Raw genomic sequence first — 21,971 nt, forward strand, 5'->3', positions numbered from 1 at the left:
CATGCCCCGGCTTTTCTGGAAATTCTTCAGGATTATTTGGCTGACGCTGGCGGCAAGCCTTGCTGCCATTATCCTCATCGTCAAACTCCTTCAGGCGGTTCCCTTCGCAAGCGAGCTGGAACATGAGCGGCGGACGCTGGTGCTGAACCTGACTGCAAACATTCTGGCCGAGGACGGCGAAGCCGCCGCGGCGCGCTTCGTGAGCACAAGCGAGAAGACACAGCCGCTCGGCCTGACCCTGTCGAAGCATGACGACGCCGACGCCTGCGGCGAGAACAACACGGTCATCACCCGTTCCGTGCCGAAGGATGGGGTCTGCTATTGGCTTTCCGTATCGGCTCCGGCCGGTTCCACCTTCGACAGCCTTGGCCCATTTCTACCGTGGCTCACCATCCTGGTCGCCAGCACGATCGCGGCTGGCGCACTGGCGCGATACCTCATTCGTCCCGTCGTGCATCTGCGCGATGGCTTGAGCGCGCTTGCCCATGGCCGCTTCGACTTCCGCATCGGCGACAAGATGGCCGGGCGAAAGGATGAAGTCACCGCACTTGCCTATGATTTCGATGCGAGCGCCGCCCGGCTTCAGGAGCTCCAGGATGCGCAACAGAGGCTGTTCCATGACGTCTCCCACGAACTGCGCTCGCCTTTGTCCCGCCTGCAGGCGGCTGTTGGCGTGCTTCGACAAAGCCCGGCTAAACTCGGCGTCATGCTGGACCGTATGGACCGGGAGGTCGAACGGCTCGATACGTTGGTGGGGGAGGTTCTGACCCTTGCGAGGTTGACGGCGGGATCCGGCCGGCCGCTGAAGACACAGACCCTCGACATCATCGAGCTCCTCAACGAAATTCTCGGCGACGCGGCATTCGAAGCCCATGCGCGCGAGGTGGAGATCACGACGAGCGTTGACGGCATCTTTCGGGCCGAGGTGGAAGGGGAACTGATCTATAGGGCGCTCGAAAACGTCGTCCGCAACGCCGTGAAATATACGGCCGAGCATTCGCGCGTAACGGTCGCCTGCGAGACGATGGCCGATCGCCTCAGGATCTGCGTCACCGATCAGGGGCCAGGCGTCGGGCGGGATGAGCTCGAACGGATTTTCCAGCCGTTTTCCCGCGGCAAGGATGCCATGCCGCGCGGCGGATATGGTCTCGGCCTTGCTATCGCCAGGCAGGCGATCGAGCGTCACGGCGGGCGTGTGCATGCCTCGCTACCGGAAGCCGGCGGCCTGGCGATCACGCTCGAGCTTCCGAGGCGGCCGATGCCTTATGGTGCGACCGGCGCTGAAAGCTGATCCTTATCGTGCCGCTAGCACGCATACGGATTTTACCCAACTTTACAGTTTCTTAACCGCCATTAACGCTGGTCTGGCTAAGCCTGACGGACGATCCCGGTTCAGAAGGCTTGCCCGTGAGTACGTCGCTTCGCACAAGAATTTCATCCCTCCGCTACGCCGCATCCGCACTGACACTTCTTCTGGCAGGTTGCGTCAGCGGTCCGGATCACGTCCCCCCGCAAATGCCGCTTCCCGCGAATTTCGAAGAGGGGGGCAAGAAGAGCAACGGTCATGTCGTGACGGCAGAGTGGTGGACGGCCTATCGCGACAAGCCGCTCGACGGTCTGGTGACCCATGGCCTTCGCGAGAACCTCGATGTGCTGCAGGCGCTCGAAAACATCAATTCGGCCTCCGCCAACGTCACGATCGCGGGCGCCGGCGGTCTGCCGAGCCTGACCGTCGGTGCGTCGCACACACTGTCCGGCGAGAAGGGCCGGCTGCGCACGACGGTCGGCACCACGAACACATCAGGCGGCGAAGCCAGCCTGTCCTGGCTGCTCGACTTTTTCGGCCAGTATCGTCGTTCCAGGGAAAGTGCAATCGCCTCGCTCGGGGCCGCGTATGCGACGGCCGACAATGCCAAGCTCACCTTCCTCAAGGACCTTGTCGAGAGCTATATCGACGCCCGCTATTATCAGGAGCGCATCGCGCTTTCGCAAGCGAATCTGAAATCCCGCCAGCAGACGTATGAACTCACGCAGCTGCAGTTGAGGGCTGGTGCTGCCTCCCGCCCTGACGTCGTTCAGGCCGAGGGCCTCGTGAAGTCGACGAAGTCGGAAATTCCCGGCCTTCAGCAGAGCTTCACGGAATCGGCCCATCACATCGCCACGCTCATCGGAATGCCGGCATCCTCGCTGATGGGTGAGCTGCAGAAGCGTGCGGGCCAGCCGGTCTTTCGCGGCGATCTTCGCGCCGGTATTCCGGCCGACCTCATCCGGAACCGTCCCGATATTCGCATGGCCGAACGCGAACTGGCGGCCGCCGTTGCCGATATCGGCGCGGCCGAAGCCCAGCTCTATCCGTCAATCACCTTGTCCGGCTCGATCTCGCCGAGCTGGGTCAAATCGTCTGGCGCCAGCGGCGGAAGTCTGACCAGCTGGTCGTTCGGGCCATCGCTCAACCTGCCGATCTTCGATGGCGGCACGTTGCGCGCCAATGTCGAGATCGAAAAATCCGACGCCAAAGCTCAATATCTCGCCTGGAAAGCGGCGGTGCTGAACGGCGTCGAAGAAGTCGAAAACGCGCTGACGGCCGTTCGTCGCGACACGCAGACGCTGGAGCCGCTGCGCCGGCAGGTGCAGACGGCGCAGGAATCGCTCGCGCTTTCGACCACCAGCTACAAGGATGGCGCCTCGTCGCTGCTCGATATCCTGGACGCGCAGCGTTCGGTCTCCGATGCTCAGGCAAGCCTTGCCGCCACGGTGCAGCAGGTTGCCAAGGACTATGTGGATCTTTACGTCGCCATCGGCGCCGGCTATCTGGAACCGCAGCATGTCGCCGCCAAACCGACCACAAAGTCGGGCTAATCTGCACTCTAACGTCCGGCACTCGCCAAAATGCGGTGCGCGAGCTTCAGATGCGGCAGGTCGAGCATGCGGCCGTCGAGCTGGATGACGCCGGCGTCGGGACTGGCGGCAAAGGCTGCGGTGACCTTCTCCGCCCAGGCGATTTCGAAGGCATCCGGCGTGAAGGCGTGATTGATCGTTTCCACCTGGCTCGGATGGATGGCCATCATGCCGGAGAAGCCGTCGCGCCGGGCGCGGCCGACATAGGCCCGCAGACCATTGAGATCACGAAAATCGGGATAGACGGTATCGATCGCCGGAACGGCCGCGGCGTGGGCTGCAAATAGCGTGAGCGAGCGAGCAAGCTCGTAAGGCGGCGTATAGCGGCCATCCGTCCTGCGCGCGGTCGTAGCTCCAATCGCGGCCGGCAGATCCTCAGCGCCCCAGGTCAGGCCGCAGAGATTATCCGAGACCTCGCGGTAGCTGCCGATTTCGAAGATCGCCGATGGCGTTTCGGTTGCGATCGGCAGGATGAGAATGGTAGCGGCGAGGGCGCTTGCAAGCTTCAGCACGGAAGCGGCGCCCTCGGCCTTCGGCAGCATGAGCCCGAAAGGCTGAAGGCCGCTTAGAGCGGCAAGGTCGCCTTCGAATTCCGGCGAGGCGAGAGGATTGATGCGGATGAGAAGCTTGGTCTCGCCGGGACGGCGCTGCACGAATTCATGTACGCTGTCGCGGGCCTTTGGTTTGTTCGGCGGCGCAACCGAATCCTCCAGATCCAGGATGACGGCATCGGCGCCCGAGGCGAGCGCTTTTGCGAAACGTTCCGGCCGATCGCCGGGCACGAAGAGCAGCGAGCGCAGCCTCATGACGGTTTCCTCTTCAGCATCGCCGTGCGCAGGCACTGGCAGACGACCTCGTCGCGCTGGTTCAAGGTGACATGCCGGAAGGTGACGAGGCCGGCATCGGGGCGGGAGTTCGAGCGGCGCAACTCCGTCACCTCGGTTTCGACCCGCAGCGTATCGCCGATGAAGACCGGTTTCGGCATCGTCACCTTGTCATAACCGAGATTGGTGACGAGCGTGCCGAGCGTCGTGTCGCCGACCGAAAGGCCGACGGTGAGCGCAAAGGTGAAGGTGCCGTTGACGACGATCCGGCCGAATTCGGTGCCGGCGGCATAATCGGCATCGAGATGCAGCGGCTGCGGATTGTGGGAAAGCGTGGTGAACAACAGGTTGTCGGTCTCGGTGACCGTGCGGCGGATCTCATGAGCGATGCGGTCGCCGACCGCCCATTCGTCGAAATAGCGGCCGGCCATCACTCCTGCTCCTTGATGACGGTGACGACCAGCTGGTTTTCCGAAACACGGACGCTGGAGGAAACCTGCAATTTCCCGACGATGCCGTCGAAGGGCGCGCGCAGCGCATGTTCCATTTTCATCGCTTCCACAGTCAGCAGACGGTCGCCCTTGGTGACACGGTCGCCTTCGGCGACATCCACCGAGATGACGAGGCCTGGCATCGGCGAGAGGATCGCGCCATCGCCCGCGCCGTGATTTGCCTCGATTTCGCCCGCATGGGGAAGGCCGATCGGCCAGGCATTGCCCGCGTCGAAAAGCACTGTCGCCTCGTCCATCTCGACGGCATTTGCTTCGAGATCGGCGCGCGCGCGTCCCCAATGAAGGTGACCGTCGATGCGCAGGCGCACGCGGCTGTCGCCTGGCCCAGCGATGCGGAAGCCGGTCAGCGCGGACCAGGGATCGCCATGTGCAGCCTTCGAAAGTGCCGTGGCCGCCCTGTCGATGACGCTTTCATCGGGCTCCCTTGTTACAAGGCTTTCGCCGTGTCGGTCGAGGAAGCCGGTGTCGATCCGTGCGGCGCGAAAATCCGGCTCGATGGCGATGCGGGCGAGAAGGCCGGCATTGGATCTGACCGGCCAGACCTCGATCTCGGCGCAGGCGACTGCGAGCTTCGAAAGCGCTGTCTCGCGGTTCGGCCCATGCGCGATGATCTTGGCGATCATCGGATCGTAAAAAGCGGTGATCTCATCGCCCTCAACGACGCCGCTGTCGACGCGGACGGTTCTGGGGAGTTTGAGATGTTCGAGCCGGCCAATCGAGGGCAGGTAGCCGGCGCCAGGATTTTCGGCATAGAGCCGGGCTTCGAAGGCCCAGCCGCTCATGACGATCTCATCCTGGCTTTTCGGCAGCGGCTCGCCGCTCGCGACCTTCAGCTGCCAGAGCACCAGATCCTCGCCGGTGATTGCTTCAGTGACCGGATGCTCCACTTGCAGGCGCGTGTTCATCTCCATGAACCAGATACGATCGGGATGCAGGCCTTGGGAAGCGTCGGCGATGAATTCGATGGTGCCGGCGCCGACATAGTTCACCGCTTTTGCCGCCCTCACCGCCGCATCGCAGATCGCAGCGCGGGTAACGGCATCGAGCCCTGGGGCAGGGGCTTCCTCCATGACTTTCTGATGGCGGCGCTGCAGCGAGCAGTCGCGCTCGAAGAGGTGGACGCAGTTGCCATGCTGGTCGGCGAAAACCTGCACCTCGATGTGGCGCGGATTGGCGATATATCGTTCGATCAAAACGCGATCGTCGCCGAAGGAGGCCGCTGCCTCACGGCGGCAGGAGACGAGAAGCTCGCTGAAATCCTCACGCCGGTCGACACGGCGCATGCCCTTGCCGCCGCCGCCGGCAACCGCCTTGATGAGCACGGGATAACCGGTGGCATCGGCCTCGGCCGCCAGCCTTGCTTCGCTCTGGTCCGGCCCGAGATAGCCGGGGGTCACCGGCACGCCGGCTGCCTGCATCAGTTCCTTCGCGGCGTCTTTAAGCCCCATCGCCCGGATGGCAGCCGGCGGCGCGCCGACCCAGAGAATGCCGGCCTTCTCGACCGCTTCGGCAAATTCGGCATTCTCCGAAAGAAAACCGTAGCCCGGATGGATTGCGGCCGCGCCGGTTTTGCGGGCTGCTTCGAGGATGCGTGCCTCAGACAGATAGCTTTCGCGGGCCGGCGGCGGCCCGATGGCGACCGCTTCGTCCGCCTCCCGCACGAAGGGCAGGCCGGCGTCGGCCTCGGAGTAGACGGCGATCGTGCGGATGCCGGCAGCCTTTGCCGTGCGGATGATGCGGCGGGCGATTTCGCCCCGGTTGGCGATGAGCAGGCTTTCCATCATGCCGCCTCACATCCGGAACACGCCGAAGCGCGGCCCTTTCGGGATCGGCGCATTCAGGCAGGCGGAGAAAGCAAGGCCGAGCACGTCCCGCGTCCGACTGGGATCGATGATGCCGTCGTCCCAGAGGCGGGCGGTGGCATAATAGGGATTGCCTTCGGCCTCGTAGCTGGCGCGGATCGGCGCCTTGAAAGCCTCCTCTTCTTTGACAGGCCAATTCTCTCCGCGCGCCTCCAGCGCGTCGCGGCGGATGGTGGCGAGCACGGAAGCCGCCTGTTCGCCGCCCATGACGCTGATGCGGCTGTTCGGCCAGGTGAAGAGGAAACGCGGGCGATAGGCGCGGCCGCACATGCCGTAATTGCCCGCGCCGAAACTGCCGCCGATGATGACGGTGACCTTCGGCACGGTCGCCGTCGCGACCGCCGTCACCAGCTTTGCCCCGTCCTTGGCGATGCCGCCGGCCTCATAGCGGCCGCCGACCATGAAACCGGAGATATTCTGCAGGAACAGCAACGGCACGCGGCGCTGACAGGCGAGCTCGATGAAATGCGCACCCTTCAGCGCGCTTTCGGAAAAGAGCACGCCATTATTGGCGATGACGGCGACCGGCATGCCCCAGATGCGGGCGAAGCCGCAGATCAGCGTGGAGCCGTAGAGCGGCTTGAACTCATGCAGTTCCGAGCCGTCGACGATCCTGCCGATCACCTCGCGCACGTCATAGGGCGAGCGCACGTCATCGGGGATGAGGCCAAGGAGATCGTCCGCATCGAGTTTCGGCGGCCGCGGAGGCTGGATGTCGATATCGACAGATTTGACGCTGTTGAGGCTGGCGACGATGTCGCGCATGAGGAGGAGCGCATGTTCGTCATTCTCGGCGACATGATCGACAACGCCGGAGCGGCGGCCATGGGTCTCGGCGCCGCCGAGCTCTTCGGCCGAGATGATCTCGCCGGTGGCGGCTTTGACCAGTGGCGGACCTGCGAGGAAGATCGTGCCCTGATTGCGCACGATCACCGTCTCGTCGGACATGGCCGGCACGTAGGCGCCACCGGCCGTGCAGCTTCCCATGACGCAGGCGATCTGCGCAATGCCTTCGGCCGACATCTGCGCCTGATTGTAGAAGATCGCGCCGAAATGGTCGCGGTCGGGAAAGACCTCGGCCTGATGCGGAAGATTGGCGCCGCCGCTATCCACCAGATAGAGGCAGGGCAGCCGGTTCTGCAGGGCGATTTCCTGCGCCCTGAGATGTTTCTTGACCGTCATCGGGAAATAGGCGCCGCCCTTTACGGTCGCGTCATTGGCGACGATCATCACCTCGCGGCCGCAAACGCGGCCGATGCCCGATATGATACCGGCGCCCGGCGCCTCGTTGCCATACATGCCGTTGGCCGCCAGCGTGCCGATCTCCAGGAAGGGGCTGCCGGCATCGAGCAGGAGCTGAATGCGGTCGCGCGGCAGGAGCTTGCCCTTGCCGGTATGGCGCTCGCGCGCCGTCGGCGATCCGCCCTCACGCGCTTTCGCAGAACGCTCGTAGAGTTCGTCGATAAGCGCTCGGTTCTTGGCGGTATTGGCTTTGAAGCTTTCGCTGTCGCGATCGATCGCAGTCGAAATCATCGTCATGATGCGATGAGCTCCCGCCCGATCAGATAGCGGCGGATCTCGTTGGTGCCGGCCCCGATATCGTAGAGCTTGGCGTCGCGCAAAAAGCGCTCGACCGGCCATTCCTTGGTATAGCCGGCGCCGCCAAGCGCCTGGATCGCCTCCAGCGACACCTTCACGGCGTTCTCGCTGGCAAAGAGGATCGCGGCGGCCGCATCGGTGCGGGTCGTGCGGCCGGCGTCGCAGGCGCGGGCGACAGAATAGACATAGGCGCGCGCCGAATTCAGCGCCACATACATGTCGGCAATCTTGGCCTGCATCAGCTGGAAATCGCCGATCGGTTTGCCGAACTGCTTGCGATCGCGCACATAGGGCAGCACGACATCAAGGCAGGCCTGCATGATGCCGAGCGGGCCGCCGGCAAGCACGGCGCGCTCGTAATCGAGGCCGGACATTAGGATCTTCACGCCCTCTCCCTCCCTGCCCATCAGCGCCTCGGCCGGCACCTCGCAATCCTGGAAGACCAGTTCGGCCGTATCGCTGCCGCGCATGCCGAGCTTGGAGAGCTTCTTGGAGACGCTGAAGCCGGGCAGGGCTTTTTCGATGATGAAGGCGGAGATGCCTTTCGGACCGGCTGCGGGATCGCTCTTGGCATAGACGACGAGTACGTCGGCATGCGGGGCATTGGTGATCCAGAACTTCGCGCCGTTCAGAATATAGCGGTCGCCTCTCTTCTCAGCACGCAACCGCATGGAGACGACATCCGAACCAGAGCCCACCTCCGACATGGCAAGCGAGCCGACATGCTCGCCCGAGATCAGCTTGGGCAGATGACGGCGCTTCTGCTCCGCCGATCCCCAGCGGCGGATTTGATTGACGCAGAGATTGGAATGGGCGCCGTAGCTGAGGCCAACGGAAGCCGAGGCGCGCGAGACCTCCTCCATGGCGACGACGTGCTCGAGATAGCCGAGACCCGCACCGCCGAATTCCTCCTCGACAGTGATGCCATGCAGGCCGAGTGCGCCCATCTGGGGCCAGAGCTGGCGCGGAAACGTGTTGCTTTCGTCGATTTCGGCTGCCAGCGGAGCTATACGATCGGCTGCAAACCGCGCCGTCGTGTCGCGGATCGCGTCCGCAGTTTCGCCAAGCGAAAAGTCAAACATGGCACTCCTCCCGCTGAAATATGTAGCGCGGGTTGCGGCAGGTTCAAAGTGCTGTTGATTTCGATGCAGGTGAGGCCGTCCAGATCGAAGTCATGCACATGCCATTTCTTGAAAAGATGGGAGATATGGAATATATGGAAATAAAGAACGGAGATGATCCCATGCGACAATTCACGACAGGCGATCTCAACAAGCAGGTCGGCGATGTCACCGATGCTGCGAGCCGGGAACCGGTCGTTCTCACCCGTCATAACAAGCCGCGTTTTGTGCTCATGAGCTATGAGCACTTCGAGCGGATGCGCAGCGGCATGGACCCGCGTCGTGCCCATCACATCTCGGAGATGCCGGACGAACATGCCGAGTTGTTCGGCGAGGCGATCGAGCGGCTGGCGAGGGGTGAAGGCTACGACGATGAGCCATGAGTTTCGCCCCGGGGAAGTGATATCCTATCCCTATCTCTGGGCATGGCAGCAGCAGCGTGGCGAAACCGAAGGGCGCAAACAGCGGCCAGTTTGTGTCGTGGTCGCGATCCGCAGTGTGGCCGATGGAAATACGCACCTCGTGCTTCTGGCGATCACCACACAGCCACCGCAGGCGGGAAGGGTTGCCTTGGAAATTCCCGATATCGAGCGCCGGCGTGCCGGTCTCGGTGATCTCAAGCAGAGCTGGATCATCATAGACGAATATAATTATGATGTTGTCGAGCAGTCCTGGTACATCGAGCCTTATCAGAAGGCTCTTGGCCGCTTCAGCAAATCCTTCATGATGAAGATTGCCGCCATGTTCGTGAAAGCGCGAAGCCAATCGGATCGCGTCAAGCGGTTCGACTGACATAGATCTGGCCTTCCGCCTCCTCCCGCCGGAAAGCCTCTGGGCTCTTGCCCATCCACTTCCGGAAGGCGCGGAAGAAGGCGCTGGGTTCGGAATAACCCAGCTGCACGGCGATCTCGCCGATCGTCTTCGATGAGTTCAGCAGAAGCTCGACCGCCAGATCGCGGCGGATGTCATCCTTGATGGCGGCATAGCTTTGCCCCTCGTCGTGCAGGCGGTGGCGGAGCGTCGAGGGCGGCATGCGCATGTCGGCGGCAAGTGCTGCAAAACTCGTCCAGGCATTGGGCGTGGCCTGGTTCAAGCGCCGGCGGACGGCGGCGGCGATGCCGGCATCGTAACGGTAGCGCACCAGAATATTGGCGGGGGCGCCGCGCAGGAACTGTTTCAGCGCCTGCTCGCTGCGGGAGATCGGCAGGTCGAGCATGGCGCGGTCGAAGCCGAGGCGGCTGATTGGTTGGGAGAAGCGTACGGGCGCGCCGAAGAACAGTCGGTAGTCGGCCCCTTGCTTGGGTTCGGTGCAGCGGAAATCGACGAGGCGGATCGGAATGCGCCGGCCGACTAGCCAGCAGATGATGCCGTGCAAGATGATCCAATAGGTTCGATAGGCAAAGGCCGAACGCGGGCCGCCGGCATCCCTGAGCTCGATCTCGGCAAGGCCGTCGGCGATGACTAGCTGCCCCCTGGGATCGTCGAGAACGACATCGAGGAAGCGGAGCGCCCGGCGCAGCGCGTGACCGAGCGTCGGCGCGTGCAGCACGCAATGGCAAAGCAGCGTGAAGCTGCCGCTGCGCATCGGGCGCGCGCCCATGCCGAAGAATTCGTCGTCCAGTTCGGCAGCAATTGCCAGCCACAGCGCACCGTAAGTCTCGGCCGAAACCGGCTGGTCGACGGTCGTTGGCAGGCCGACACGGGCGAGGATCGGCTTCGTCGGCTTGCCGAGCCGCCGCAGGCTGTCGAGCGCCTCCTCCACGAAACCCGGCGCGATCATGCGTCGCTCGATCTCAGCCATCCAATCCTCGCTATGGTAAAACTGGCCGAAATTATGGAGCAGTTCTGTCATCGCTTGCAATAGGTGGAGCGAATAGAATCCCTGCTGCCGGTTGCGCCTGGAGGAGGGCGCGTGCCGGCAGGGAGGACCGGATTCATGCTGATCCCAGGAGCAAGTTTCATCGTCACCGGCGGCGGCTCCGGCTTGGGTGCGGCGACGGCGCGCATGCTCCTCGAGTCCGGTGGGCGCGTGACGATCGCCGATCTCAATGTTGAGGCGGGCGAGAATATCGCTCGAGAATTCGGCAGCGATGCCCGCTTCGTCAAGGCCGATGTGACCGATGGCGAGGCTGGAGCAGCAGTGGTCGCAGCGGCTGTCGAAGCCTTCGGCACCCTGCGCGGTCTGGTCAATTGCGCTGGCGTGGCGCCGGCCGAAAAGGTGATCGGCCGTGACGGGCCGCACCGCCTGGAGAGTTTTGCACGCACGATCGGCATCAATCTGATTGGCACCTTCAACATGATCCGGCTCGCCGCCGCCGCGATTCAGACTGGGGAACCGGATGCGGAAGGCGAACGCGGCGTGATCGTCAATACCGCCTCCGTCGCAGCCTTCGACGGTCAGATCGGCCAGGCGGCCTATGCCGCCTCCAAGGGCGGAGTGGCGGCGATGACCCTGCCAATCGCCCGCGAGCTCGCCCGTCACGGCATCCGTGTCGCATCGATCGCGCCCGGTATTTTCGAGACGCCGATGATGGCTGGCATGCCGGCCGAAGTTCAGGCAGCACTCGGCCAGAGCGTGCCCTTTCCGCCGCGGCTCGGCCGGCCGGCGGAATTTGCCGGGCTGGTGCGCCATATCTTTGAAAACAATATGCTGAACGGCGAGGTCATCCGCCTCGACGGCGCATTGCGGATGGGCGCGCGCTGAGCGTCCGCCCCAAGGAGGAAAGATGGCCCTGCAGGATCCTATCGTCATCGTCGGCGCGGCGCGCACGCCGATCGGCAGTTTCCAGGGAGAGCTGAAGGAGGCGACGGCGCCGGAGCTCGGAGCAACGGCGATCCGCGCTGCACTGGAGCGCAGCCGTGTCCCGGCCGAGGCGGTCGAGGAGGTTGTCTTCGGCTGCGTGCTGCCGGCGGGCCTTGGCCAGGCGCCGGCACGTCAGGCGGCGATTAGTGCCGGTCTACCCTTCGCGACGGGGAGCACCACTGTCAACAAAATGTGCGGCTCGGGCATGAAAGCGGTCATGATGGCGCATGACCTGATCGCCGCCGGCAACGCCTCGGTGGCGGTTGCAGGCGGCATGGAAAGCATGACCAACGCGCCCTATCTCCTTGATAGGGCCCGCGGCGGCTACAGGCTCGGCCATGGGCGTGTCGTGGATCATATGTTCCTCGACGGGCTGGAGGATGCTTATGACAAGGGGCGCTTGATGGGCAGCTTCGCGGAGGATTGCGCGGAGGCGTATCAGTTCACGCGCGAGGCGCAGGATAATTACGCCATCGCCTCCCTGACGCGGGCGCAGAAGGCGATCGCCGACGGCTGTTTCGAAAGCGAGATCGTGGCGGTCACGGTCAAATCGGGCAAAGCCGAGCAGGTGGCAAGCCGCGACGAGCAGCCAGGCAAGGCCAAGATCGACAAGATTCCGACGTTGAAGCCCGCCTTCCGCGACGGGGGCACCGTGACTGCAGCCAATTCGAGCTCGATCTCCGACGGTGCGGCAGCCCTGGTGCTGATGCGCCGCTCCGAGGCGGAGCATCGCGGCCTTGTCCCGCTCGCCACCGTCCTCGGCCATGCCACTCATTCGCAAGCGCCCAATCTTTTCGCCACCGCGCCGATCGGCGCGCTGCAGAAGCTTTCCGACCGGACGGGCCTGGCCCTCTCGGATGTCGACCTCTTCGAAATCAACGAGGCTTTCGCCGTTGTCGCCATGGCGGCGATGCGCGATCTCGATCTGCCGCATGAAAAGGTGAACGTGCACGGCGGCGCCTGTGCCCTCGGCCATCCGATCGGCGCATCGGGCGGCCGGATTCTGGTGACGCTGCTTTCAGCATTGGAGCGCTACGATCTGAAGCGCGGCATGGCGGCACTTTGTATCGGCGGCGGCGAGGCGACGGCCGTCGCCATCGAGCGGCACTAGCGGGAAGGAGAAGCCATATGATCCTTTCCGAACTCCAACAGCAGATCTCGGATGTCGCCCGCGACTTTGCCCGCGACCGGCTGGCGCCGGGGGCGGCCAGGCGCGACCGCGAGCATCTCTTCCCGCGTGATGAGCTGAAGGAGATGGGCGAACTCGGGCTGCTCGGCATGCTGGTGCCGGAGGCCTATGGCGGCTCGGATACGGGCGTCGTCGCCTATGCCGCGGCACTCGAGGAGATTGCCGCGGGCGACGGACCCTGTTCGACGATCATGAGTGTGCACAGCTCCGTCGGTTGTGTGCCGATCCTCAAATTCGGCACCGAGGAGCAGCGGCAACGTTTCTTGCCGAAGCTTGCGACCGGCGAGTGGATCGGCGGCTTCGCGCTCACCGAGCCACAAGCCGGTTCCGATGCCTCGAATCTGAAGACCCGGGCCCGGCGTGACGGCGACTACTATGTGATCGACGGCGCCAAACAGTTCATCACTTCGGGAAAGAACGGCAATGTCATCATCGTCTTCGCCATCACCGATCCCGACGCCGGCAAGAAGGGCATCACCGCCTTCATCGTGCCGACGGACACACCCGGCTACGAGGTGATCCGCGTCGAGGAAAAGCTGGGACTGCATTCGACCGACACGTGCCAGATTGCCTTCAACGCAATGCGCATTCCTGCGGATTTGAGGCTGGGTGCAGAGGGCGAAGGCTATCGCATCGCGCTCGCCAATCTCGAGGGCGGGCGGATCGGCATTGCCGCTCAAGCCGTCGGCATGGCGCGGGCCGCTTTCGAGGCGTCGCGTGACTATGCCAGGGAGCGCACCGCCTTCGGCAAGCCGATTTTCGAGCACCAGGCCGTCGCCTTCCGCCTTGCCGATATGGCCGTTCGAATTGAGGCGGCGCGACAGCTCGTCTTTCACGCCGCGTCTCTTCGGGAGGCGGGGCTGCCCTGCCTCTCTGAAGCGTCGATGGCGAAGCTCTTTGCCTCGGAGATGGCCGAACGGGTCTGCTCCGACGCGATCCAGATCCACGGCGGCTACGGCTACATGGCCGATTATCCGGTCGAGCGCATCTACCGCGATGTGCGCATCTGCCAGATCTACGAGGGAACGAGCGACGTCCAGCGCATGGTGATCGCCCGCAATCTATAGGAATGACATCCGGTCCTGCTTCCGGGGAGAGGGGCGGGGCCGGCAAAGGGAGGAAAATAAAAACATGGTGGATTCCGCTCATTTGAGCCTGCATGTCCCCGAACCCGCCGTCCGCCCGGGCGGCCAGCCCGATTTTTCCAACGTCAAGATCGCCAAGGCGGGTTCCGTGCCGCGGCCGGAGGTCGATGTCGCATCCGAGGATATCCGCGATCTCGCCTATTCGATCATCCGTGTCTTGAACCGTGATGGGGAGGCGGTCGGACCCTGGGCCGGGTCGCTCAACGATGAGGAACTGCTGACCGGGCTTCGCAATATGATGAAGCTGCGTGCTTTCGATGCCCGCATGCTGATGGCGCAGCGCCAGGGCAAGACCTCTTTCTACATGCAGCATCTCGGCGAAGAGGCCGTCAGTTGCGCCTTCCGCAAGGCGCTTGCCAAGGGAGACATGAATTTCCCGACCTATCGCCAGGCGGGCCTCTTGATCGCCGACGATTATCCGATGGTCGAGATGATGAACCAGATCTACTCGAACGAAAGCGATCCCCTGCACGGCCGGCAGCTGCCGATCATGTATTCCTCCAAGGAACACGGCTTCTTCACCATCTCGGGCAATCTCGCTACCCAATATGTGCAGGCCGTCGGCTGGGCGATGGCCTCGGCGATCAAGAATGACAGCCGCATTGCCGCGGCCTGGATCGGCGACGGCTCGACGGCGGAATCGGATTTCCACTCGGCGCTCGTCTTCGCCTCGACCTACAAGGCGCCCGTAATCCTCAATATCGTCAACAATCAGTGGGCGATCTCCACCTTCCAAGGAATTGCCCGCGGCGGCTCCGGCACCTTTGCCGCCCGAGGCCTCGGCTTCGGCATTCCGGCGCTCAGGGTCGATGGAAACGATTATCTCGCCGTCCATGCCGTCGCCCGCTGGGCGGCTGAACGCGCCCGGCGCAATCTCGGGCCGACGCTGATCGAACATGTCACTTACCGCGTCGGCGCACATTCGACCTCAGACGATCCGAGCGCCTATCGGCCGAAGACGGAATCGGAAGCCTGGCCGCTCGGCGATCCCGTGTTGCGGCTGAAGAAACATCTGATCGTCAAGGGCGTCTGGTCGGAGGAGCGGCATGTGCAGGCGGAAGCCGAAATCATGGACGAGGTGATCGAGGCGCAGCGCCAGGCCGAGGCGCATGGCACGCTGCATGCCGGTGGCAGGCCTTCGGTGCGCGACATTTTCGAGGGAGTCTATGCCGAGATGCCGGCGCATATCCGTCGCCAGCGGCAGAAGGCGGGGTACTGACATGGCCAGGATGACGATGATCGAGGCCGTGCGCAGCGCCATGGACGTCTCGATGGCGCGTGACGACAATGTCGTGGTTTTCGGCGAGGATGTCGGCTATTTCGGCGGCGTCTTCCGCTGTACCCAGGGCCTGCAAGCAAAATTTGGCAGGACGCGCTGCTTCGATACGCCGATCAGCGAATCCGGAATCGTCGGCACGGCGATCGGCATGGCGGCCTATGGGCTGAAGCCATGCGTCGAAATCCAGTTCGCCGATTACATGTATCCGGCCTATGACCAGCTGACGCAGGAGGCGGCGCGCATCCGCTATCGCTCGAACGGCGATTTCACCTGCCCGATCGTTGTGCGCATGCCCACAGGCGGCGGCATCTTCGGCGGCCAGACGCACAGCCAGAGCCCGGAAGCGCTTTTTACCCATGTCTGCGGGCTGAAAGTGATAGTGCCGTCCAATCCCTATGACGCCAAGGGCCTGCTGATCGCGGCGATCGAGGATCCCGATCCGGTCATGTTCCTGGAGCCGAAGCGGCTCTATAACGGTCCCTTCGACGGTCATCATGAGCGGCCGGTGACGCCCTGGTCGAAACACGATCTCGGCGAGGTGCCCGACGGCCATTACACCATCCCGATCGGCAAGGCCGAGGTGCGGCGCGAGGGCTCGGCGGTGACCGTCATCGCCTATGGCACCATGGTGCATGTGGCGCTTGCCGCGGCCGAGGACACCGGCATCGATGCCGAGGTGATTGATTTGAGAAGCCTGCTGCCGCTCGATCTCGATACAATCGTCAGATCGGTCGCCAAGACCGGGCGCTGCGTCGTGGTTCATGAGGCGACCCTGACGTCGGGCTTCGGCGCCGAGGTCGTGTCGCTGGTCCAGGAACATTGCTTCTATCATCTCGAAGCGCCTGTTGTGCGCGTCGCCGGCTGGGACACGCCCTATCCGCATGCGCAGGAATGGGACTATTTCCCCGGCCCCGGCCGGGTCGGGCGGGCGCTGGCCGAAGTCATGGAGGCCTGAGCCATGGGCGAATTCATCATCAAGATGCCCGATGTCGGGGAAGGGGTGGCCGAGGCCGAATTGGTGGAATGGCACGTGAAGACGGGAGATCCCGTCCGCGAGGACATGGTGATCGCCGCCGTGATGACCGACAAGGCGACCGTGGAAATTCCCTCTCCGGTCAACGGCACCGTCATCTGGCTCGCCGGCGAGGTCGGGGACCGCATCGCGGTCAAGGCGCCGCTGGTGCGGATCGAGACGGGAGGTGCCGGCGAGGCACAACCGATGCGGATCTCGCAGGCGCCGACCGCCGAAGTGGTCAAAGCGGAAATCGCGAGACCCGCCCCGACCGCGCCGGTCTCCGCAGCGCCGGCTGCTGCCGCGCCGCCCGTCGAAAAACCGCTTGCTGCCCCTTCCGTTCGGCTCTTTGCCAGGGAAAGCGGTGTCGATCTCAGGCAGGTGCAGGGGAGCGGGCCGGCCGGACGTATCCTGCGCGAAGACGTCGAGCAATTCCTGGTGCAAGGCGCCGCTCCTGTCCTCGTCAAGGGCGGATCCGTCAAGAAGACCGCGACCGAGGAGGTCAAGCTCACCGGACTGCGCCGCCGCATCGCCGAAAAGATGGTGCTTTCCACCTCGCGCATTCCCCACATTACCTATGTGGAGGAAGTCGACGTGACGGCGCTGGAGGAGCTGCGCGCCACCATGAACGGCGACCGCAGGGAAGGACATCCGAAGCTGACGGTTCTCCCCTTTCTGTTGCGGGCGCTGGTCAAGGCCATCTCCGAGCAGCCGGAGGTCAACGCCACTTTCGACGACGATGCCGGCATCATCACCCGCCACAGCGCCGTCCATATCGGCATCGCCACGCAGACGCCGGCCGGTCTGACCGTGCCTGTCGTCCGGCATGCGGAGGCGCGCGGCATCTGGGATTGTGCCTCCGAGGTGGTCCGGCTGGCGGAAGCGGCGCGCTCAGGCACGGCGACGCGTGACGAGCTTTCCGGTTCCACCATCACCATCAGTTCGCTGGGCCCACTCGGCGGCATTGTCTCGACGCCCGTCATCAATCATCCCGAAGTGGCGATCATCGGCGTCAACAAGATTGCCACACGGCCGATCTGGGACGGCACCCAATTCGTGCCGCGCAAGATGATGAACCTCTCCTCCAGTTTCGATCATCGCATCATCGACGGCTGGGATGCGGCGACCTTCGTCCAGCGCATCCGCACGCTCCTCGAAACGCCGGCGCTCATTTTCATCGAAGGCTGAGCCATGAAAGAAATTGTCTGCAAGCTCCTCGTCATCGGCGCCGGCCCGGGCGGTTATGTCTGCGCCATCCGCGCCGGACAGCTCGGCATCGATACCGTCATCGTCGAAGCCGGCAAGCCGGGCGGCACCTGCCTCACGGTCGGCTGCATTCCCTCCAAGGCACTGATCCACGCAGCCGAGGAATTCGACGCCACGCAAAAAATGCTGGCCGGCAAGAACCCGATGGGCGTCCGCGTCGAAGGCGCCTCGATCGATCTCGCAAAGACAATCGCCTGGAAGGACGGCATTGTCGGCCGGCTGACGGCTGGCGTCTCCGGGCTGTTGCAGAAGGCGCGGGTGAAGATCGTTCACGGCCGCGCCCACTTCCGTGACGGCAAGACGGTGGAGGTGGAGACCGAAACCGGTCAGCAGATCATCCGCGCCGAGACGGTGGTGATCGCCACCGGATCCGATCCGGTGGAGCTCGCCAATCTGCCTTTCGGCGGCCGCGTCATTTCCTCGACCGAGGCACTGTCGCTGACGGAACTGCCGAAAAAGCTCGTGGTGGTCGGCGGCGGTTATATCGGGCTGGAACTCGGGATAGCGTTTTCGAAGATGGGCTCGGAGGTGAGCGTCGTCGAGGCGACGCCGCAGGTGCTGCCGCTCTATGATGCAGAGTTGGTGCGTCCCGTCATGCGCAAGCTGAGCGAGAGCGGCATCCGATTGCTGGCGGGTGCGAAGGCGATGGCTCTTGCCGATAATGGCGAGGCATTGATCGTTGAAACGTCGGATGGCCGGCGTGAGACACTGCCGGCGGATCGCGTCCTTGTCACTGTCGGCCGCCGCCCCCGAACGGCAGGTTCCGGTCTCGAGGAACTCGACCTCGATCGCGCCGGCCCCTATCTGAGGATCGACGATCAATGCCGCACCTCGATGCGCGGCATTTATGCGATCGGCGATGTGACCGGCGAGCCGATGCTGGCGCATCGGGCGATGGCGCAAGGGGAGATGGTGGCAGAAATCGTTGCAGGCAGGAAGCGGGGCTGGGACAAAAGATGCATTCCCGCCATCTGCTTTACCGATCCTGAGATCGTCACCGTCGGCCTGTCGCCGGTGGAGGCGCGCGCGCAAGGATATGAGATCCGCACCGCCCAGTTTCCATTCAGCGCCAATGGGCGGGCGATGACGATGCTATCTGAGGAGGGCTTCGTGCGCGTCGTCGCCCGCGCCGACACCAATCTGGTCCTCGGCCTGCAGGCCGTGGGGGTAGGGGTCTCAGAACTTTCGGCGGCTTTTGCACTGGCCATCGAGATGGGTGCGCGCCTGGAAGACATCGCCGGCACCATCCACGCGCATCCGACCCGCAGTGAGGCCGTCATGGAGGCGGCGCTGAAGGCTTTGGGAAACGCTTTGCACATCTGATCCGGGCTCCAACGCTTCTTCGGCTGCCGGCTCATTCCGCTAGATCCATTATTTGAGACGAAACCTACAGCTACGACACCAATCATAACCTGCTGTCGCGCAGCCGCATCGGCACTTATATCTGTCCGGCGGCAACGGCGCTGCGTCCGCTACTCCGAAAACGATCCGGTTAATAAGTCGGATCCGAACGGGCACGCGGGCATCGGCCACAACGGTGGACCAGCATTGGATCCCCTTGATAGCATAGATGGCGATACAGACGATGATGGGAAACCAGATTTCCTAGATCCACATCCATACTTCGACGATCGCGAAATTCTACACGTTGCCGTACTGCAAGATATAGGACCCGGAGCAGCACTTGGGCTCGCTCCTGGCCTCGCTGCATCACAATATGAGCAAACTCAAAACGGTGACGGTCTGCTTCCAACACAGCGAAGCGCGGTCGAACGCATCGACAACCGAATCGAAGAGGCTTTAAATGAAGCTCATTTCGATGCGGTTCGAAGAGAGCGAATGGGCCAGGTCGTTGCTATGAATCCCAAAACGGGAAAGCCCTAGATCATATCAAAGAAGTATCAGAGAACCTGGGCGGGCAGATCAAAGATAGTCGGCGCTTCGCCCGAAGGGGTGTTCGCACGCAACTTTTCTCGCTCGGGAACGCTTGTCGTTGATGGTCAGCGGTGGAATTTAATCAAACATGGCTCGGGCTTGCGGTTCGTTAGAGAGGAGCCCGTTCCGCCTGAAACCCACTTGAAAATCGCCGCGCCCAAAGCAAACCGTGGCCGACTATTTCTCTTGGGCGTGGCCTGATTTGGCTCCGACGTTGAAATCCAAGCCTGGATCAATCAACGCCAGTGTCGTTCAATCACTTCGGGTTAATGGCCATCAGATTGCCCAACTCCATCGGGAAGGGAAATAAAATCGTCGAAGTCTTCTCGCTGGCGATGACGTTCAACGTGCTCAAGTACCGAAGTTGCATCGCCTCAGGCTGCTTGGCCAGAATTTCGGCCGCTTCCAGTAGCTTCGCTGCAGCTTGCTGTTCGCCTTCGGCATTGATGACCTTTGCGCGGCGTTCGCGTTCGGCTTCTGCTTGGCGAGCAATCGCACGTATCATCGACTCGTTGATATCCACATGTTTGATCTCGACAGTGGCCACCTTAATTCCCCAAGCATCCGTCTGAGCGTCGAGGATTTCCTGAATATCGGAGTTGAGCCTGTCGCGTTCTGCCAGCATTTCATCGAGGTCGTGCTTGCCGAGCACGGAGCGCAAGGTCGTCTGGGCAAGCTGGCTTGTTGCCATCATGAAATCCTCGACCTGTATTGTCGACTTCTCGGGGTCAATGACCCTGAAGTAGATCACCGCGCTGACACGAACCGAGACATTGTCATGCGAGATGACGTCCTGGCTAGGGACATCGAGTACGCGCGTGCGCAGGTCGACTCGGATCATCTGCTGGACATAGGGGATGAGCAGGAACAAGCCGGGTCCCTTGACCCCGGTAAAGCGGCCAAGTGTGAACACCACGCCGCGTTCATATTCCCTCAGGATCTTTACCGCGGATGCGAGGATGGCGACCGCAATGACAATGGCCACCAAATAGAAGGCAAGATCTGCAAACATATCCATGACTCCTCCTCCTGCGTCCTTGAGCGCCGCTAGGTGTTCTTAGGACGGCTGGCGACCTCGAGCGCCAGCCCATTGCGGCCGGTCACCCTGACAGGGTCACCAGCAACAAGGGGTTCGGCGGAAACTGCCTTCCAGCGTTCGCCATGCGCAATGACGTACCCCGTCAGCCCCGTCCAACTCTCAACTCTGCCGGAAATGCCAATCATCTCCTCTGCACCGGTGGTGACTTGGCGCAAGCGCGAGGTGAATGCCAGGCGAGCAACGACAAGGCTAAAGGCAAGCGTCGCAACTGCAATTGCGCCCAGTAGCGGGCGCGACACTTCCAGGCCGGGTATATCGGTATCAAACAAAATTGTTGCCCCGAGGATGACGGCTATCCCGCCGCCAATGCCGAAAGCGCCGAAGCTTGGCGAATGCGCCTCAGCCACAGTCAATCCCACGCCGAGGAAAATAAGCCCAAGGCCGGCGAAACTCACCGGCAGCAATGCCAGGGCATAGAGACCAAGGAGGAGGCAGATGCCGCCGATCGTGCCAGGAAGCATTGTCCCAGGTGCGAGAAATTCGAAGATCAGGCCGTAGATACCGACCATCATCAGGATGATTGCGATGTTCGGATCGGTAATGACGGAAAGCAGGCGCGTGCGCCAGTCAGGCTCGAATTCCTGCACGGCCAAACCGGCGGTATCGAGCCGGAGGTCCGTTTGACCGACCCGCACCATCCGCCCTTGTGCCTTTGCAAGGAGATCGTTGATATCAACTGCCGTGAAGTCGATGACATGTTCGCGCACCGCCGCAGTCGATGAAAGGCTCGCTGCTTCGCGGACAGCACGCTCTGCCCACTCGGCGTTGCGATTGCGCAATTCCGCAAGCCCACGAATGTAAGCGACTGCGTCGTTAACGGCTTTTGCTTCGTGAGCATTGCCTGGAGCTTCTGCCTGCTTGCCACTCGGTTCGCTCGGCTTCTTTTCGGGTTCCTCGTCACCGCCGAAAGGCTTGACGCCGAGTGCGATCGGTGTCGCGGCGCCGAGATTGGTGCCGGGCGCCATTGCCGCGATGTGGCTTGCGTAGAGAATATAGGTGCCGGCGCTGGCAGCCCGTGCCCCGCTTGGCGCGACGAAACTCGCGACAGGCACCGGCGAGGCAAGGATCGCGCGGATGATTTCCCGCATGGAGGTGTCAAGGCCGCCTGGTGTATCCATTTGCAGGACGATCAGGACCGCTTCACGTTCGCCAGCACGCTGAATGCCTCGTATCACGTAGTCAGCGATAGCAGGCCCAATGGCGCCATTCACCTTGAGGACGACAGAAACGCGGTCGGACGCCGACGGTACGCCGAAGACCCAGGCTGAAAGCAGCAAAAACAACAACATGAAGATTGGCGGTTGCCATCGCCAACACCTCAATCCCCGCGTGCCAATCGGCGGAACGTACATAATATTTAATGTATGTCGGAAATCACAAAGAAAAAGATAGAGGCGTCAAGGGGTCATGTTCAAGCCGTTTGACGC

The 21,971-nt window shown here is 62.8% G+C and carries 19 protein-coding genes; 11 read left to right on the plus strand and 8 right to left on the minus strand.

From position 1 onward, the window contains the following. The first annotated feature begins 1 nt into the window (after position 1). Both RHE_RS23135 and RHE_RS23140 read left to right on the plus strand, forming a co-directional pair. Positions 2 to 1,291, plus strand: a complete 1,290-nt coding sequence (locus RHE_RS23135; RefSeq protein WP_020922790.1) for a HAMP domain-containing sensor histidine kinase — start codon at positions 2 to 4, stop codon at positions 1,289 to 1,291. Positions 1,292 to 1,407: 116 nt separating this feature from the next. Then, the gene (locus RHE_RS23140; protein WP_011427686.1) at positions 1,408 to 2,859 is read left to right on the plus strand and encodes an efflux transporter outer membrane subunit; all 1,452 of its coding nucleotides are present in this window, start codon (positions 1,408 to 1,410) and stop codon (positions 2,857 to 2,859) included. 8 nt (positions 2,860 to 2,867) lie between these two features. On the opposite strand, the gene RHE_RS23145 is transcribed toward RHE_RS23140, so the two are convergent. From RHE_RS23145 to RHE_RS23165, 5 genes are read right to left on the minus strand one after another with little or no spacing between them, the layout of a single operon-like run. Continuing rightward, on the minus strand, positions 2,868 to 3,704 hold the full coding sequence (locus RHE_RS23145) for an HpcH/HpaI aldolase/citrate lyase family protein (protein WP_011427687.1): 837 nt from the start codon (positions 3,702 to 3,704) through the stop codon (positions 2,868 to 2,870). Next, the gene (locus RHE_RS23150) at positions 3,701 to 4,153 is read right to left on the minus strand and encodes a MaoC family dehydratase (RefSeq protein ID WP_011427688.1); all 453 of its coding nucleotides are present in this window, start codon (positions 4,151 to 4,153) and stop codon (positions 3,701 to 3,703) included. Before RHE_RS23150 ends, RHE_RS23145 begins: the two co-directional genes overlap by 4 nt. Beyond that, the gene (locus tag RHE_RS23155; RefSeq protein ID WP_042119712.1) at positions 4,153 to 6,018 is read right to left on the minus strand and encodes an acetyl/propionyl/methylcrotonyl-CoA carboxylase subunit alpha; all 1,866 of its coding nucleotides are present in this window, start codon (positions 6,016 to 6,018) and stop codon (positions 4,153 to 4,155) included. The genes RHE_RS23150 and RHE_RS23155 overlap by 1 nt, the downstream gene beginning before the upstream one ends. Before the next feature lie 6 nt (positions 6,019 to 6,024). Then, the gene (locus tag RHE_RS23160; RefSeq protein WP_042119714.1) at positions 6,025 to 7,635 is read right to left on the minus strand and encodes a carboxyl transferase domain-containing protein; all 1,611 of its coding nucleotides are present in this window, start codon (positions 7,633 to 7,635) and stop codon (positions 6,025 to 6,027) included. After that, positions 7,632 to 8,777: an isovaleryl-CoA dehydrogenase gene (locus RHE_RS23165; protein WP_011427691.1), complete on the minus strand. Its 1,146-nt coding sequence runs from the start codon at positions 8,775 to 8,777 to the stop codon at positions 7,632 to 7,634. Before RHE_RS23165 ends, RHE_RS23160 begins: the two co-directional genes overlap by 4 nt. A gap of 161 nt (positions 8,778 to 8,938) precedes the next feature. Here RHE_RS23165 and RHE_RS23170 point away from each other — a divergent pair, with 161 nt between their 5' ends. Together RHE_RS23170 and RHE_RS23175 are read left to right on the plus strand one after the other, a co-directional pair. Next, positions 8,939 to 9,199: a type II toxin-antitoxin system prevent-host-death family antitoxin gene (locus RHE_RS23170; protein ID WP_020922794.1), complete on the plus strand. Its 261-nt coding sequence runs from the start codon at positions 8,939 to 8,941 to the stop codon at positions 9,197 to 9,199. Next, a complete protein-coding gene (locus tag RHE_RS23175) occupies positions 9,189 to 9,608 on the plus strand; it encodes a hypothetical protein (RefSeq protein WP_042119716.1) in 420 nt (139 codons plus the stop codon). The genes RHE_RS23170 and RHE_RS23175 overlap by 11 nt, the downstream gene beginning before the upstream one ends. Here the strand turns inward: RHE_RS23175 and RHE_RS23180 are convergent. Next, positions 9,592 to 10,617 carry an AraC family transcriptional regulator gene (locus RHE_RS23180; protein ID WP_244425808.1) on the minus strand — a complete coding sequence of 342 codons (1,026 nt, stop codon included), beginning with the start codon at positions 10,615 to 10,617 and terminating at the stop codon, positions 9,592 to 9,594. The genes RHE_RS23175 and RHE_RS23180 overlap by 17 nt on opposite strands. Positions 10,618 to 10,752: 135 nt before the next feature. On the opposite strand from RHE_RS23180, the gene RHE_RS23185 reads away from it, so the two are divergent. From RHE_RS23185 to lpdA, 7 genes are all read left to right on the plus strand, one after another. Then, positions 10,753 to 11,520, plus strand: a complete 768-nt coding sequence (locus RHE_RS23185) for a 3-hydroxyacyl-CoA dehydrogenase (protein WP_011427694.1) — start codon at positions 10,753 to 10,755, stop codon at positions 11,518 to 11,520. Between the two features lie 22 nt (positions 11,521 to 11,542). Then, complete coding sequence (locus tag RHE_RS23190) at positions 11,543 to 12,730, plus strand: acetyl-CoA C-acyltransferase (protein WP_011427695.1); 1,188 nt, start codon at positions 11,543 to 11,545, stop codon at positions 12,728 to 12,730. A 17-nt stretch (positions 12,731 to 12,747) separates the two neighbouring features. Beyond that, positions 12,748 to 13,875, plus strand: coding sequence for an acyl-CoA dehydrogenase family protein (locus tag RHE_RS23195; protein WP_011427696.1), 1,128 nt, complete (start codon positions 12,748 to 12,750; stop codon positions 13,873 to 13,875). Positions 13,876 to 13,939: 64 nt separating this feature from the next. After that, entirely contained in the window at positions 13,940 to 15,172 is a 1,233-nt protein-coding gene (locus RHE_RS23200) for a 3-methyl-2-oxobutanoate dehydrogenase (2-methylpropanoyl-transferring) subunit alpha (protein ID WP_011427697.1), read from the plus strand. Between the two features lies 1 nt (position 15,173). Beyond that, positions 15,174 to 16,187 (plus strand): alpha-ketoacid dehydrogenase subunit beta, encoded by a 1,014-nt coding sequence (locus RHE_RS23205; protein WP_011427698.1) that lies wholly within the window; start codon positions 15,174 to 15,176, stop codon positions 16,185 to 16,187. Between the two features lie 3 nt (positions 16,188 to 16,190). Beyond that, a complete protein-coding gene (locus RHE_RS23210) occupies positions 16,191 to 17,432 on the plus strand; it encodes a dihydrolipoamide acetyltransferase family protein (RefSeq protein WP_011427699.1) in 1,242 nt (413 codons plus the stop codon). 3 nt (positions 17,433 to 17,435) lie between these two features. Continuing rightward, positions 17,436 to 18,833, plus strand: coding sequence for a dihydrolipoyl dehydrogenase (lpdA, locus tag RHE_RS23215; RefSeq protein WP_011427700.1), 1,398 nt, complete (start codon positions 17,436 to 17,438; stop codon positions 18,831 to 18,833). Positions 18,834 to 19,701: 868 nt separating this feature from the next. On the opposite strand, the gene RHE_RS23220 is transcribed toward lpdA, so the two are convergent. Beyond that, on the minus strand, positions 19,702 to 20,463 hold the full coding sequence (locus RHE_RS23220) for a slipin family protein (protein ID WP_011427702.1): 762 nt from the start codon (positions 20,461 to 20,463) through the stop codon (positions 19,702 to 19,704). A 29-nt stretch (positions 20,464 to 20,492) separates the two neighbouring features. Next, positions 20,493 to 21,896: an NfeD family protein gene (locus tag RHE_RS23225; RefSeq protein WP_042119719.1), complete on the minus strand. Its 1,404-nt coding sequence runs from the start codon at positions 21,894 to 21,896 to the stop codon at positions 20,493 to 20,495. Positions 21,897 to 21,971 lie beyond the last annotated feature (75 nt).

The sequence above is a fragment of the Rhizobium etli CFN 42 genome (genome assembly GCF_000092045.1).
Taxonomy (GTDB): domain Bacteria; phylum Pseudomonadota; class Alphaproteobacteria; order Rhizobiales; family Rhizobiaceae; genus Rhizobium; species Rhizobium etli.

Bases quoted from the DNA above. Each gene is read 5' to 3' on its own strand.
- RHE_RS23135 (WP_020922790.1), top strand. From the start codon at position 2: ATGCCCCGGCTTTTCTGGAAATTCTTCAGGATTATTTGGCTGACGCTG.
- RHE_RS23145 (WP_011427687.1), bottom strand. From the start codon at position 3,704: ATGAGGCTGCGCTCGCTGCTCTTCGTGCCCGGCGATCGGCCGGAACGT.
- RHE_RS23150 (WP_011427688.1), bottom strand. From the start codon at position 4,153: ATGGCCGGCCGCTATTTCGACGAATGGGCGGTCGGCGACCGCATCGCT.
- RHE_RS23155 (WP_042119712.1), bottom strand. From the start codon at position 6,018: ATGATGGAAAGCCTGCTCATCGCCAACCGGGGCGAAATCGCCCGCCGC.
- RHE_RS23160 (WP_042119714.1), bottom strand. From the start codon at position 7,635: ATGACGATGATTTCGACTGCGATCGATCGCGACAGCGAAAGCTTCAAA.
- RHE_RS23165 (WP_011427691.1), bottom strand. From the start codon at position 8,777: ATGTTTGACTTTTCGCTTGGCGAAACTGCGGACGCGATCCGCGACACG.
- RHE_RS23170 (WP_020922794.1), top strand. From the start codon at position 8,939: ATGCGACAATTCACGACAGGCGATCTCAACAAGCAGGTCGGCGATGTC.
- RHE_RS23175 (WP_042119716.1), top strand. From the start codon at position 9,189: ATGAGCCATGAGTTTCGCCCCGGGGAAGTGATATCCTATCCCTATCTC.
- RHE_RS23180 (WP_244425808.1), bottom strand. From the start codon at position 10,617: ATGGCTGAGATCGAGCGACGCATGATCGCGCCGGGTTTCGTGGAGGAG.
- RHE_RS23185 (WP_011427694.1), top strand. From the start codon at position 10,753: ATGCTGATCCCAGGAGCAAGTTTCATCGTCACCGGCGGCGGCTCCGGC.
- RHE_RS23190 (WP_011427695.1), top strand. From the start codon at position 11,543: ATGGCCCTGCAGGATCCTATCGTCATCGTCGGCGCGGCGCGCACGCCG.
- RHE_RS23195 (WP_011427696.1), top strand. From the start codon at position 12,748: ATGATCCTTTCCGAACTCCAACAGCAGATCTCGGATGTCGCCCGCGAC.
- RHE_RS23200 (WP_011427697.1), top strand. From the start codon at position 13,940: ATGGTGGATTCCGCTCATTTGAGCCTGCATGTCCCCGAACCCGCCGTC.
- RHE_RS23205 (WP_011427698.1), top strand. From the start codon at position 15,174: ATGGCCAGGATGACGATGATCGAGGCCGTGCGCAGCGCCATGGACGTC.
- RHE_RS23210 (WP_011427699.1), top strand. From the start codon at position 16,191: ATGGGCGAATTCATCATCAAGATGCCCGATGTCGGGGAAGGGGTGGCC.
- lpdA (WP_011427700.1), top strand. From the start codon at position 17,436: ATGAAAGAAATTGTCTGCAAGCTCCTCGTCATCGGCGCCGGCCCGGGC.
- RHE_RS23220 (WP_011427702.1), bottom strand. From the start codon at position 20,463: ATGGATATGTTTGCAGATCTTGCCTTCTATTTGGTGGCCATTGTCATT.
- RHE_RS23225 (WP_042119719.1), bottom strand. From the start codon at position 21,896: ATGTACGTTCCGCCGATTGGCACGCGGGGATTGAGGTGTTGGCGATGG.